Origin of the sequence: Gillisia mitskevichiae, from assembly GCF_003634585.1 — a bacterium.
GTDB lineage: Bacteria > Bacteroidota > Bacteroidia > Flavobacteriales > Flavobacteriaceae > Gillisia > Gillisia mitskevichiae.
Genome location: NZ_RBLG01000002.1, coordinates 969162 through 981857 on the forward strand (window position 1 = coordinate 969162; position 12696 = coordinate 981857).

General features: G+C 34.8%; 15 protein-coding genes. All 15 read right to left on the reverse strand.

The window, feature by feature from the left end:
- Nucleotides 1–10: 10 nt before the first annotated feature.
- The 15 genes from pstA to BC962_RS10235 all read right to left on the reverse strand — a co-directional run bounded on the left by pstA (nucleotide 11) and on the right by BC962_RS10235 (nucleotide 12576).
- Entirely contained in the window at nucleotides 11–865 is an 855-nt protein-coding gene (gene pstA, locus BC962_RS10160; protein WP_121345887.1) for a phosphate ABC transporter permease PstA, read from the reverse strand.
- Complete coding sequence (pstC, locus tag BC962_RS10165; protein ID WP_121345888.1) at nucleotides 858–1736, reverse strand: phosphate ABC transporter permease subunit PstC; 879 nt, start codon at nucleotides 1734–1736, stop codon at nucleotides 858–860. Before pstC ends, pstA begins: the two co-directional genes overlap by 8 nt.
- A 121-nt stretch (nucleotides 1737–1857) precedes the next feature.
- Nucleotides 1858–2805: a PstS family phosphate ABC transporter substrate-binding protein gene (locus BC962_RS10170; RefSeq protein WP_121345889.1), complete on the reverse strand. Its 948-nt coding sequence runs from the start codon at nucleotides 2803–2805 to the stop codon at nucleotides 1858–1860.
- Between the two features lie 13 nt (nucleotides 2806–2818).
- The gene (locus tag BC962_RS10175) at nucleotides 2819–4021 is read right to left on the reverse strand and encodes a porin (RefSeq protein WP_183075489.1); all 1203 of its coding nucleotides are present in this window, start codon (nucleotides 4019–4021) and stop codon (nucleotides 2819–2821) included.
- Between the two features lie 265 nt (nucleotides 4022–4286).
- Nucleotides 4287–5639, reverse strand: a complete 1353-nt coding sequence (gene rimO, locus BC962_RS10185; RefSeq protein WP_121345891.1) for a 30S ribosomal protein S12 methylthiotransferase RimO — start codon at nucleotides 5637–5639, stop codon at nucleotides 4287–4289.
- 112 nt (nucleotides 5640–5751) lie between these two features.
- Nucleotides 5752–6033 (reverse strand): hypothetical protein, encoded by a 282-nt coding sequence (locus BC962_RS10190; RefSeq protein ID WP_121345892.1) that lies wholly within the window; start codon nucleotides 6031–6033, stop codon nucleotides 5752–5754.
- A 1-nt stretch (nucleotide 6034) separates the two neighbouring features.
- Nucleotides 6035–7672 carry an amidase family protein gene (locus BC962_RS10195; protein ID WP_121345893.1) on the reverse strand — a complete coding sequence of 546 codons (1638 nt, stop codon included), beginning with the start codon at nucleotides 7670–7672 and terminating at the stop codon, nucleotides 6035–6037.
- A 60-nt stretch (nucleotides 7673–7732) separates the two neighbouring features.
- Entirely contained in the window at nucleotides 7733–8692 is a 960-nt protein-coding gene (ftsY, locus tag BC962_RS10200) for a signal recognition particle-docking protein FtsY (RefSeq protein WP_121345894.1), read from the reverse strand.
- Nucleotides 8693–8817: 125 nt separating this feature from the next.
- The gene (locus BC962_RS10205; protein WP_121345895.1) at nucleotides 8818–8970 is read right to left on the reverse strand and encodes a DUF4295 domain-containing protein; all 153 of its coding nucleotides are present in this window, start codon (nucleotides 8968–8970) and stop codon (nucleotides 8818–8820) included.
- Between the two features lie 9 nt (nucleotides 8971–8979).
- Nucleotides 8980–9162, reverse strand: coding sequence for a 50S ribosomal protein L33 (rpmG, locus tag BC962_RS10210; protein ID WP_121345896.1), 183 nt, complete (start codon nucleotides 9160–9162; stop codon nucleotides 8980–8982).
- Between the two features lie 25 nt (nucleotides 9163–9187).
- The gene (gene rpmB / locus BC962_RS10215; protein ID WP_010229300.1) at nucleotides 9188–9427 is read right to left on the reverse strand and encodes a 50S ribosomal protein L28; all 240 of its coding nucleotides are present in this window, start codon (nucleotides 9425–9427) and stop codon (nucleotides 9188–9190) included.
- A 159-nt stretch (nucleotides 9428–9586) separates the two neighbouring features.
- Nucleotides 9587–10837 carry a competence/damage-inducible protein A gene (locus BC962_RS10220; RefSeq protein WP_121345897.1) on the reverse strand — a complete coding sequence of 417 codons (1251 nt, stop codon included), beginning with the start codon at nucleotides 10835–10837 and terminating at the stop codon, nucleotides 9587–9589.
- Entirely contained in the window at nucleotides 10837–11175 is a 339-nt protein-coding gene (locus tag BC962_RS10225; RefSeq protein ID WP_121345898.1) for an Hpt domain-containing protein, read from the reverse strand. Before BC962_RS10225 ends, BC962_RS10220 begins: the two co-directional genes overlap by 1 nt.
- A complete protein-coding gene (locus BC962_RS10230; protein WP_121345899.1) occupies nucleotides 11176–11790 on the reverse strand; it encodes a fumarylacetoacetate hydrolase family protein in 615 nt (204 codons plus the stop codon).
- A gap of 9 nt (nucleotides 11791–11799) precedes the next feature.
- A complete protein-coding gene (locus BC962_RS10235) occupies nucleotides 11800–12576 on the reverse strand; it encodes a 3'-5' exonuclease (protein WP_121345900.1) in 777 nt (258 codons plus the stop codon).
- Nucleotides 12577–12696 lie beyond the last annotated feature (120 nt).

Genomic DNA, 12696 nt, shown 5'->3' on the forward strand with positions numbered 1-12696 from the left:
AACACTTCTGTTATTTAAATTTTTTCTGCCATTTATTTCTGAAATAAACCGCAATCCCGTTCATTACAAAGGTAATCAACAATAAAATAATTATAGCTGCGGCCGCATTCTCTACAAATCCGTGCTGCGGACGTGTGATCCAGTTGAATATCTGAATCGGCAATACCGAGAACTCATCCATTGCTGAAGAAGGCGCAAATGGCACATATGCCAAGGCTCCAATTACAATTAATGGCGCCGTCTCTCCTACTGCTCTGGATAAGGCTAAAATAATCCCCGTTAAGATCCCTCCAAATGAAGCAGGTAATAATTGATGATATACTGTTTGCCATTTTGAAGCACCCATTGCAAATGATGCATCTCTAATAGATTTAGGAACCGCTTTTAAAGCTTCACGAGTAGAAACTATAACTATTGGTAAGATTAACAATGCTAAAGTAAAACTCCCTGCCAACACGCTTGCTCCCATTTCTAAGATCCTTACAAAAACTTCCAACCCTAATAATCCATAGATTATAGAGGGCACTCCAGCAAGATTAGAAATATTTACTTCTAAAATAGTTGAGAGTTTATTCTTTTTAGAATACTCTTCTAAATAAATAGCTGCTGCAATACCAACCGGTAATGCAATCAAGGTAGTAAGTAATAGCACCCAAATACTTCCCATAAGAGCAGTATATATTCCTGCTTTCTCAGGTTTTCTAGATGGAAGATTCATTACAAATTCCCAGTCTATTCTCATAATTCCATCTACGAGAATATTTCCAATAAAAACTGCAAGCAAAACAAGACCCAACAACGTACAGAAAATTCCCCATATTTTGAAAGCCTGATCCTTCAGTCTGTTCTTTCTAATATTATTCATATTTCTCCTGGAATTTTTTTCTGATTCTATAACTAATTGTATTCAGCAAAAATGTAAAAACGAACAAAGTAATCCCAGCTGCAAAGATAGTTTTGTACTCCAAAGAATCATGTTGCACATCTCCTAAACTCACTTGAACGATATAGGCTGTAATTGTTTCTACTGGTACCGTTGGATCAAAAGTTAATCTTGGTTGTTGTCCTGCCGCAATAGCAACGATCATCGTTTCCCCAATGGCTCTGGAAATCGCTAATATTATAGATACTATAATACCAGAAGAGGCTGCTGGAACCATCACTCTAAATGAATTTTGCAATCTTGTAGATCCCATTCCATAGGCGGCCTCCCTTAAAGAGTTTGGAACCGCATGAAGCGCATCTTCACTCAAGGAAGAGATATAAGGAATAATCATGATCCCCATAACCAAACCGGCAGATAAAGAGTTAAAACTAGACATTCCAGGTATAAAAGACTGTAAGAACGGAGTTACTACCATTAAAGCAAAGAATCCATAAACTACAGTTGGTACTGCAGCAAGTAGCTCTAGGAGAGGCTTGATAGTTCTTCTAAAACTTTTTGGCGCATATTCACTAAGATAAATACTAATGGATAGTCCTACAGGTACTGCAAATGCAATTGCGATAAACGAAGTTAAAAGGGTACCAGAAAGTAAAGGAAGGATCCCAAAATGTTTATCAGAAAATAACGGAGTCCATTCTGGATCTGTTATAAAGTCTATTATCGAAACTTCACTGAAAAAATTTACGGCCTCAATAGAAAGCACTAAAACAATTCCAACTGTTACGGCAATAGTAATAAGAGCACTTAATAAAAGGCTCCTTTCAATTACTAATTCCTTAAGTTTTCGCATTTGTAAAATTAAATTAGGGTAAAAGGTTTAATAAACTGAAAACCCGCCCACAATTAGGCAGGTATTTCAGTCTTCAGTAAAATTATACTTTTTCCAATATTGTAATCATTTCAATATCTGACTATTGATTTTCTTTAACAAACTTATTGAATTTTTCTTTTTGAATGGCATATTCTTCTTTGGTCATAGAAATATATCCCACATCCTTTGCCAATGCTCCAGCTTCATCTAGATAAAAGTTCACGAAATCTATAACTTGCTTATCTTTTAATGAAGAACTGTTTACGTAAATATATAAAGGTCTAGATAATGGAGCGTAAGTTCCATTTTTTACAGTTTCTGTGGAAGGTTTTACAGGTCCATTTCCACCATCTACAGATGCTAGAGCTAATTTATCTTGATTAGCTTCAAAGTACGCCAATCCAAAGAATCCAAGTCCGTATTTATCTCCGGAAACACCTTGTACTAATACATTATCATCTTCACTTGCTGTAAAATCTCCTCTACTAGAACCGCTTTCACCAACGATAGCCTCAGTAAAATAATCGAAAGTTCCAGAAGCAACACCAGGTCCGAATAAATGAATTTCTTCATTTGGCCAAGCTGGGTTTATCTGATTCCATTTCATGATCTTCCCTTGAGCTGCAGGCTCCCAGATCTTTTTTAATTCTTCTACTGTAAAAGTAGTAGCCCAATCATTTTCTGGATTAATAACAACTGCAAGTCCATCATAAGCAACTTCTAGTTCTACATAAGTGATGTTGTTTTCTTTTGCGATTGCCGCTTCAGATTCTTTAATTGGTCTAGAAGCATCTGAAATATTTATTTCTCCTCTTCCAAATTTCTTAAAACCTCCACCTGTTCCTGATACTCCAATAGTAACATCTACATCTGGTTGCTCTGCTCTAAATTCTTCAGCAACAGCTTCAGTAATAGGATAAACTGTACTAGAACCATCTATAGATATCGTTCCAGATCCTGCTTCCCCGTTTTCATTATCCTGACCTTTATTATTTCCGCAAGAAATAACAGCGAAAGATAAAATTGCAATTAATAATACTTTTTTCATGGTTTAATTATTTTTAAAAATGAATGTCTATTTGTAATCTATATGCTAAGCTATTGTCTAAGTTGTTCTCGTAATCGTTCCAACTTACATCTGTTTGAACTTTTAATTTATGTCCAACTATATATTTTGAAACACCAAAGGTATACTGATTCTCTATACCCTCACCCGTTAAAGTTTCATCTAAAGCAACCTGGGTATATCTACCAACAACTTCAAAATTGTTTTTAAACAAATATCCAGCTTGCATATTTATCCCGTCTCCTACTTCTACTACTCTTCCGGTTGGAGTGCCATCCGAATTTACAGCAACTGCATTATCTGCAGTTCTTTTAGCATATTCTGCCATTGCCGAAAAACCTTGATACTTGAAAATTCCATCTACAAAGAACGTGTTTATATCTGTTTCGAAAAAGCCAGTATCGGTGGTCATATAACTTCCACTATTTGAACGAGTTTTTACAGCATTGCTATTATGGTCGTAACTCACTCCCAAAGCTAATTTTGGAGTTTGCTCTCTTTTTAAATCTGCGCCAGAATAATCATCGAAGTCTCCAAAAGGAAGAACCTCTAATCTACCTGTATACTGATATCCTCCAAGATTTCCAGTAGTTACATTTCTACCTTCTCCTTGAGAAAAAGCAAAGGCTTCTTTAATGATCGCCTTTTCACCCAATCCAAAATGATGGTGTAACTGGAAACCCATTTCACGGTCTACATTAAACTCACTATTTACTAGGGAACGATCTACGGTTTGTAGATTTGCAGAAGAAATAACTCTTTCTCTGTTACCAGGAAGTTTAGTTTGTCCAATCCATAATTCGAAATTTTCGTAGAAATTCCATTTTAATACGGCATCTAAGATATACCTAGGCGAGTTGCTCGTAAATTCCGAACCTCCGCTTATATCTCTATTAGACAAGCCTAATTCTATCTTATAAGTTAATTTTGGAGAGTAAGCAAAACCTTCAAATTTCAATCTTGCTCTTCTAATTAATAATTGTCCTTCTCCATTTTCTAAATTATCATTATTGGGGAAATCCCAAGATCCTGTATATAAAGATTGAAAACGAGCTGCAAATTTTAAGCTATACGAGCTATCTTTTGCCACCACATTCACTAAACCTTTACCAAATTTGTTGTTTGTGATATCTTGCGCATGTGCAAAATAAGAAGTTACCAATCCAAAGAGAAGTAACATAGACCACTTTAATTTCATAACCTGTTTGTTTTTGTCGGTGCAAATGTGCGACTCCAATGTTAAGTTAATGTTACTTGCAAGTTACGATTTAGTCAAAAAACAAAATTTAATAAGAAAAGCCGTCCTTTTGGGACGGCTTCTTCACAAATCGATGTCGACAAAAACTAAAGATTATATGAAACAACCTTATTTAAAAGGCTTTTCAAATATTATAGTTTTTTTGCTATATAAAGTGATCTTAAGATTAAGCAATGATTACCTTTTCGTAACCAACTGCCATTCTCTAGGAAGTTCTAATTTTTAATTCTTTTCTAACCGGTTTAGAAACATCTGCGTTTACAGGAGTACCATAAAGATCGAAATCTGCTGCCTCGTGAATTTTTACATCATAGAATTCACCCGTTTTTAAGTAAATCTCTGTTGCATCTATAAGAACTTCATTATCTACATCTGGCGAATCAAATTCTGTTCTCCCAATAAAATGATTCCCATCTTTTCTATCGATGATCACTTTAAAGGTTTCTCCAATTTTATTCTGATTTAATTCCCATGAGATCTGAGATTGAATTTCCATGATCTCATTAGCTCGCTGTTGCTTCACTTCCTGCGGAACATCATCTACCAAATTAAATGCATGAGTGTTTTCTTCATGAGAATAGGTAAAACAGCCTAAGCGTTCAAAACGCATCTTTATTACCCAATTCTTCAAAGTTTGATAATCTTCTTCGGTCTCACCAGGATATCCAACAATTAAAGTAGTTCTAATTGTCATATTTGGAACAGCTTTTCTAAACTCTTGTAAAAGTTTAGTTGTTTTTGCTTCCGTAGTTCCTCTTCGCATAGATTTCAAAATAGAATCTGAAATATGCTGAAGTGGTATATCTAAATAATTACAAATCTTTGGCTCTCTGTTCATCACATCCAACACATCCATTGGAAATCCTGTTGGAAATGCATAATGTAATCTGATCCATTCTATTCCCTCTACCTGTACAAGATTCTCTAATAACTCTGCCAGATTTCTTTTCTTGTAAAGATCTAAACCATAATAAGTAAGATCCTGTGCGATCAATACCAATTCTTTAACGCCATTCGCCGCTAAACTTTTAGCTTCCTTTACCAATTGTTCTATAGGAGTAGATCTATGTTTTCCGCGCATTAGTGGGATAGCACAAAAAGAACAAGGTCTGTCGCAACCTTCTGCAATTTTTAAATATGCATAATTCTTAGGGGTTGTAGTTAAACGCTCTCCTAAAAGTTCATGTTTATAATCTGCCTCCAAAGCCGCTAATAATTCTGGTAATTCTGTAGTTCCAAAATATTGGTCTACATCTGGAATTTCTTTCTGAAGATCTGGTTTGTACCTTTCACTTAAACATCCTGTTACAAAAACCTTATCTACTTCTCCTTCTTGCTTTTTTGCAACATATTCTAAAATAGTATTTACAGACTCTTCCTTGGCATTATCTATAAAACCACACGTATTGATTACAACAATATTCCCTTCTTCTTCATGAACAACATCCTTGTCGTTTGCTTTCAATTGTCCCATTAATACCTCACTGTCGTAAACATTCTTACTACAACCAAGTGTGACTACATTAATTTTGTTCTTTCTTCTGGACTTTGTTCTCATAACCTAATACCTTTTTGAATTCCCGCCTATTACAAAAATAGTGCTAGCGGAAAACGGCTGCAAAGATACAACCTAAAAATCGATTAAAAGAAGATTAAGGGTTTTCTGTAAATTAAGTAAAATATTCGTGTAAAGTAACCACCCAACTTGCTTCATAATACCTAATTGCGCTTATTACCAAAACGCCAATGACCACATACATCCAATAGAATTTTTCTTTTTTCATCAATAGTCCTCCAATAACCGCAAATAGAAGAAATGGCAATGCTAAAATTAGATTAGGAAGTACCCATGCATCTTCAAAAAGTATAGCGATCAGTTTCATTATTACATAAAACACGCTGTAAAACACGATAATCTTACTAAGAATTACCTTGAAATTGGTTTTAGGCATACTAGTTTTTATAGTTTGAAGGAGAAACTCTTTTCCCTGAGGCTTTTTCGTAAGCTAAAGCCCAGCTATATAGAGCAGCTTCTTGATATGGTCTAGCAATAAATGTTAAGCCCTTGGGTGCATTATTTTCTGCATATCCCATAGGAACTGTGATTGCAGGATATTTTGCAACTGCCGCAAATCCTGCATGGTAATTATTTATGGAAAGAATTCCGTCTAAATTATGAGCTTTCATAGGAACCTCAAAAAAACGTTTCCCATTCGTAGTTAGCGTGTCCTGAATAGCTGCAAATTCATTTGGAGTTGCAGAATCGGCCACTATTCCGTCAAATAACTTTTGGCCATATGGTGCTCGTAATAAAGAATCTGAATTATTATAGGAAACCACATCCTTAACGCTCTTAAATGACAAATCTTTATTCCCATATTTTTTGAAATACACTGGAAGATCTCTCTTTATTTCCAAATTTAGAAAACGAGTAAAATTTGGAAGATCCAGGTCTTCACTCTCAAATTCTATTATTTCTGCACCAGCAGATCTAAGATCACTGATAGCCGCTACATATAAGCTGTCTTCCATTAAGGATCTTAATGCTCCAAAACGTTTTCCTTTTAAAGAAACTTCAGCTAAATCTTCGAAATAACTAGAGGTATTGTTTTTATTTTCTACAGAAGCAGGATCTTGAGGATCTCTACCAGACATAGCAGAAAATAAGATCGCATTATCTATTACATTTTTAGTGATAGGTCCCGGAGTATCCAAATAACTGGAAATTGGAACGATACCTCCTCTACTTAAAACACCTATAGTTGGTTTTAAACCCACTAATGAGTTCTGACTAGCTGGAGATAAGATAGAACCTGCAGTTTCAGATCCTACTGCAACCGCTGCAAAATTTGCCGCTATAGAAACTGCACTCCCAGAACTAGAACCACCTGTGTCTAAAATTCTTCTTCCGTAAGGATTTAAAGTTTGTCCTCCTACAGCCGAATATCCACTTGGACAGTCGCCACAGAAGAAATAAGCCCACTCACTTAAATTAGCTTTCCCCAAGATAAGTGCCCCATTGTCTTTTAGGCGCTTCACTATAAAAGCATCATCAGTTGTATTATTAATTAAAGCAGCAGCACCCGCCGTAGTTGGCATGTCTACAGTATTTATATTATCTTTTAGGAGAACAGGAATTCCGAAGATCGGGTGCTTTCTCATTCTATTTTTAAGCCCTTGATCTTTAATTCGAGCTTCTTTCAAAACATTCGGATTTAAAGAAATGACAGAATTTAAACTCAATTCATTATTTCTATCGTATTTCTGAATGCGTTTTAAGTAAAACAGTACCATTTCTTCATAACTGAAATCCCCAGAATAAACTGCTTTTTGTAAGTTTGGAATATCCTGATCTAAGATGAGTGGCAATAATTGCTGATATCTATCTTCAGAAAAAGCATCCAATTCAGTATTGAAAGGAGCCCAAAGAGAATCTGATTTGATATACTTTGAATCCAATACCTTAAATTCTCTAAAGTCAGTAACTTTTGTAGTATCCTGAACTTGTTGCTGAAAAGAGCTAGCTAGTTTTGTCTCCTCTTTACAGGAAATAACTATTAATATTGATAGGGAAAGTAAAAGCTGTTTCATATTAAATAAAAATATTAAGGATTCAACATTCTTAAGCAGAAATCAGAAAATATATAGAAATTATTGTTTTTTAAAGAATGAATCTACAAATTCAAATTTATTGAATACTTGAAGATCTTCCAATCCTTCCCCTACTCCAATATATTTAACAGGTATCTTAAACTGATCACTAATTCCAATCACCACACCACCTTTTGCTGTTCCATCCAATTTAGTTACCGCAAGAGAAGTAACCTCTGTAGCTGCCGTGAATTGTTTTGCCTGTTCAAAAGCGTTCTGCCCTGTAGAACCATCTAGAACTAATAAAACTTCATGAGGTGCATTAGGAATCACTTTTTGCATTACCCTTTTCACTTTGGTAAGCTCGTTCATTAAATTCACTTTATTGTGTAATCTACCAGCGGTATCTATGATCACAACATCAACATTTTGTTTAACTGCACTCTCTACAGCATCAAAAGCAACAGATGCGGGATCACTCCCCATTTGTTGTTTTACAATTGGCACTCCCGTTCTATCTGCCCAAACTTGAAGTTGATCTATAGCAGCAGCTCTAAAGGTATCTGCTGCCCCTAAAAGCACTTTCTTACCGTCCTTTTTAAATTGATGCGCCAGTTTTCCAATAGTTGTGGTTTTACCAACCCCATTTACACCTACCACCATTATTACATAGGGCTTGCTGGAATTATTAAAATCAAATCCATTGCCAGAACCTGTTTCTGTTTCAGAAAGTAAGCCTGCAATTTCTTCTCTTAAAATCTCATTAAGTTCGGCTGTCCCTAAGTATTTATCTCGTTCTACCCGCTCTTCTATTCTCTTTATTATTTTAATAGTGGTTGCAACACCAACATCACTACTTACCAATACATCTTCCAGATCATCTAAAACATCTTCGTCTACCGTAGACTTCCCGGCAACAGCTTTACTCATTTTAGAAAGAAAGGTGGTCTTAGACTTCTCTAATCCTTTATCTAGGGTTTCTTTTTTCTCTTTGGAAAATATTTTTTTAAATAAACTCATTTCTATTGGAAGGTTTTCTTGCTGAAATTAAACCAAGGATCAGCATAAATTCATGCGTAAATATACATAAAAAGAAAAAGCCGTCCAGATGGCTCAGGACGGCTTTTAAAATATTTTAGGATGACTTATTTCTTAGCTAAAAAGTCATTTACCATTTCTGGTGCCATTATACTTTCAACAAAAGTATAAGAACCAGTTTTTGGAGATTTCACCATTTTAACGGCTTTAGATAATCTCTTAGATCCAGTTTGTAACGATGCTACTGATTTTTTTGCCATGACTTATACTTATTTAATTTCTTTATGAACCGTCATTTTCTTAAGAATTGGGTTAAATTTCTTTAACTCCAATCTATCTGGCGTGTTCTTTTTATTTTTTGTTGATATATATCTAGAAGTACCCGCTTTTCCGGATTCTTTGTGTTCTGTACACTCTAAGATAACTTGTATTCTATTGCCTTTCTTTGCCATTTTTCCGTGTCTTTATGGTTGAGGATTATTTGTTTAAAAATCCTTTTTCTCTAGCTTCTTTCATGACAGCAGAGATCCCTTTTTTATTGATGTTCTTTAATGCAGAAGCAGATATTTTTAGGGTTACCCACTTATCTTCTTCAGGAATATAAAAACGTTTTTTTAATAAATTGATATTAAATTTACGTTTAGTTTTATTCATGGCGTGAGAAACATTGTTCCCAACCATTGCTTTTTTACCAGTAAGTTCACAAACTCTTGACATTGCTCTAATCTTTATCTTGTTATTTCAAAACAGGCTGCAAATTAACGATTTTTTTAAGTAACTGCCAACATAAAAATAAAAATATTTTATAGCTTATTTCCTGTTTATCATTGAGATGCGTTCTAGTTGTTTTGGTGTCAAATACTTCTGAAGAAAATTTTATTTAGAAATTAGCTCTTTTAGCAACATTTCCAAGGCTTTATTCGCCGCTTTTTTAACTACTTGCTCTCTATTTCTTCCAAATTTAAATTCTTCAGAAAAAACTTTCTCTGGAGTGGCAATACCAATAAACACCGTTCCTACATCTTTATCACTATCTCCTTTATCTGGGCCAGCATTTCCCGTCGTGGAAATAGCATAATCCGATTTAAAAATAAGCCTCGAATTCCTCGCCATTTCTTCTGCAACCTCTGCACTAACCACCGTATTTTTTTCTATAATAGCATGAGGAACACTTAAAATATCCTCTTTAGCTTTTGTTGCATAAGTAACAATTCCACCCTTAAAGTAGGTAGAAGCTCCTGGATTTTTAGTGAATTTAGTTGCCAACTCTCCTCCGGTACAACTTTCTGCAACAGATAAAAAATGATTTTTAGTATTTAATAATTCCCTTATTGTAATGGTTATATCTTCATTCTCTCCATTAACATCTGCAATTATATCTTCTAAGATTGGGTAAATCTTTTCAAATTCTTGCTCAATAGAAAATTTAAGATCTTCCTCATTTAATCCCTTTCCAGAAAGTCTTAACCTAACAGTCCCAAAACTTGGCAAATAAGCCAGCTTAATATGAACAGGTAGATTATTCTCCCAATCCTCTAATCTCTGAGCAATAGCACTTTCTCCTAAACCATAAGTTCTAATTGTCTTATGATAAATAAATGGTCTCTTAAACTCCTTAATTAATCTTGGCAAAACTTCTCGTTCCATCAAAGATTTCATCTCGAACGGCACTCCAGGCATGGCAATAAACACCTTTTCTGCATTTTTCATCCATAAACCAGGAGCTGTCCCGTACTCGTTATGTAAAGCAATTGCTTTGGACGGCATAAGCGCCTGTTCTCTATTAAGATCTGAGATAGGTGTAGTAACATATTTCTCAAAAAGAAATTCTATATGCCTCAAAACAGCATCATCTCTTACGAGTGAATCTCCAAAAAACTCACATAATACCTTTTTGGTGATATCATCTTTAGTAGGACCCAATCCGCCAGTGATCAATATGATATCTGCGCGTTTAGAAGCCTCTTTAAGCGTAGTAAGTATATGTTCGTGTTCATCTTCCACAGATGTAATTTGATGAACAGATACACCAATTTTATTAAGTTCTTGGGCAATATGTGCAGAATTTGTATCTACAATCTGACCAATGAGAATCTCATCTCCAATTGTAATAATTTCTGCAATCATTAGAGCGCAAAATCATTTTTCAACTCTCGTTCTGCCAATCTAACCTTAGCGGCTATCTTTTCTCCTGCATCACGAGCATTTGTTTCCCGCTCCTTACCTTTAGACCATGCCTCGATCAATAATATATTATCCATTTGATTCAAACCAAAAAGCTGTAGATTAGGTTTCATCTTATGGGCAAATTGATACGCTAATGCGGGATTACTACTAGAAATAGCTTCTGACATTGACGCCACATCTGGTGGGATCTCTTCTAAAAAAGTTTGAACAATGATCTTCACAAAATCATCATCTCCACCGGCCATCTCTATTACGTCGTCTAAGTTGTAGTTCTTCATTTATTTTACCTGTATTGAAAATAGTTGATCTTCTTCTATTCGTCCAGTTAAGACATCGTTAACCTCAACCTTACCAACTCCTTCTGGAGTTCCTGTAAAAATAATATCACCAATTTTTAAAGTGAAATATTTCGAGACATAAGAAATAATCTCATCTATTTTCCACAACATATCACTGGTATTACCCGTTTGCACCGGTTCATTATTTTTAAGCAAGCTAAAGTTAATATTATTTAGGTGGGAAAAGGAATTTTTATCTATCCATTTTTCTCCAATCACAGCTGCACCATCAAAACCTTTGGCCTTTTCCCATGGCAAACCTTTATCTTTTAATTTTTGCTGAAGGTCCCTAGCGGTAAAATCTATACCTAACCCAATCTCATTGTAATATTTGTGGGCATATTGCTCTTCAATATACTTCCCAACCCTATTTATTTTTACCAATATTTCCACTTCATAGTGAACATCATTACTGAAGTCTGGTATAAAAAATGGCTGCTTTTTTAAAAGAATTGAAGTATCTGGCTTTAAAAATATAACCGGCTCTTCTGGCTTTTCATTTTTTAGTTCTGAAATGTGGGCACTATAGTTTCTCCCAATGCAAATAATTTTCATATAAGCCCGCTATTTCACTTTTGTATTCAGTTTTCTTAATTTAATCCCAGTGAGGATCTTCTTAGTATATAATGGAAAGTCAGCATTTTGGATCCATCCGAAATAGCCAGGCTCCTCATCTAATACTTTGGAGACATGTTTCCCTTTGTATTTCCCAAAAGCAAATACCTCTTCCCCTTTTTTATCGAAAGCAATAAAACCTGCAAAGTCTGCAAATTTTCTTCTTTCACTGTATTTAGAAAGCCAAGACATATCGTTCTCTAAATCTTCATATTTGTCTAACTGAGATTTTAAAACCTCGTAGGTTGCATTTGTATCTGCTTCTGCTCCATGAGCTCCTTCAAGATCCTTATCACAGTAGAATTTATATGCCGCAGATAATGTTCTTTGTTCCATTTTATGGAAGATGGTTTGTACATCTACCGAAGCTTGATTTTTCATGTCGAAATCTACATCTGCTCGCAATAATTCTTCAGCAAGCAATGGAATATCAAACCTGTTAGAATTATAACCCCCTAAATCGCAACCTTTAATCATTTCGTAGATTTTTGGAGCCAAGACTTTAAAGGTTGGTTCATTTGCTACTTTTTCATTAGAAATCCCGTGTATAGCAATTACCTCAGCCGGAATATCCATTTCAGGATTTACCAACCAGGTTTTACTTTCTTTATTCCCATTAGGAAATACTTTTAAAATAGAAATTTCAACAATTCTATCCTTAGCTACATTTGTTCCAGTAGTCTCAAGATCGAAAAAGCAAATTGGTTTTGTGAGTTTTAACTCCATAAAATTAGATGATTTTTGTAAAGGTACTATATTTTGAATGTTCTAAAAATTCAAAGTCATCTTCTATTTCAATTGATCCCTAATCTGATCTTCAGGAAAATTAAAAGCCACGAATACTTC

Coding starts and splice junctions, on each gene's coding strand:
- BC962_RS10220 (WP_121345897.1), bottom strand. CDS start 10,837: ATGATTGCAGAAATTATTACAATTGGAGATGAGATTCTCATTGGTCAG.
- BC962_RS10170 (WP_121345889.1), bottom strand. CDS start 2,805: ATGAAAAAAGTATTATTAATTGCAATTTTATCTTTCGCTGTTATTTCT.
- BC962_RS10195 (WP_121345893.1), bottom strand. CDS start 7,672: ATGAAACAGCTTTTACTTTCCCTATCAATATTAATAGTTATTTCCTGT.
- pstC (WP_121345888.1), bottom strand. CDS start 1,736: ATGCGAAAACTTAAGGAATTAGTAATTGAAAGGAGCCTTTTATTAAGT.
- pstA (WP_121345887.1), bottom strand. CDS start 865: ATGAATAATATTAGAAAGAACAGACTGAAGGATCAGGCTTTCAAAATA.
- ftsY (WP_121345894.1), bottom strand. CDS start 8,692: ATGAGTTTATTTAAAAAAATATTTTCCAAAGAGAAAAAAGAAACCCTA.
- BC962_RS10235 (WP_121345900.1), bottom strand. CDS start 12,576: ATGGAGTTAAAACTCACAAAACCAATTTGCTTTTTCGATCTTGAGACT.
- rpmB (WP_010229300.1), bottom strand. CDS start 9,427: ATGTCAAGAGTTTGTGAACTTACTGGTAAAAAAGCAATGGTTGGGAAC.
- rimO (WP_121345891.1), bottom strand. CDS start 5,639: ATGAGAACAAAGTCCAGAAGAAAGAACAAAATTAATGTAGTCACACTT.
- BC962_RS10175 (WP_183075489.1), bottom strand. CDS start 4,021: ATGAAATTAAAGTGGTCTATGTTACTTCTCTTTGGATTGGTAACTTCT.
- rpmG (WP_121345896.1), bottom strand. CDS start 9,162: ATGGCAAAGAAAGGCAATAGAATACAAGTTATCTTAGAGTGTACAGAA.
- BC962_RS10230 (WP_121345899.1), bottom strand. CDS start 11,790: ATGAAAATTATTTGCATTGGGAGAAACTATAGTGCCCACATTTCAGAA.
- BC962_RS10225 (WP_121345898.1), bottom strand. CDS start 11,175: ATGAAGAACTACAACTTAGACGACGTAATAGAGATGGCCGGTGGAGAT.
- BC962_RS10205 (WP_121345895.1), bottom strand. CDS start 8,970: ATGGCAAAAAAATCAGTAGCATCGTTACAAACTGGATCTAAGAGATTA.
- BC962_RS10190 (WP_121345892.1), bottom strand. CDS start 6,033: ATGCCTAAAACCAATTTCAAGGTAATTCTTAGTAAGATTATCGTGTTT.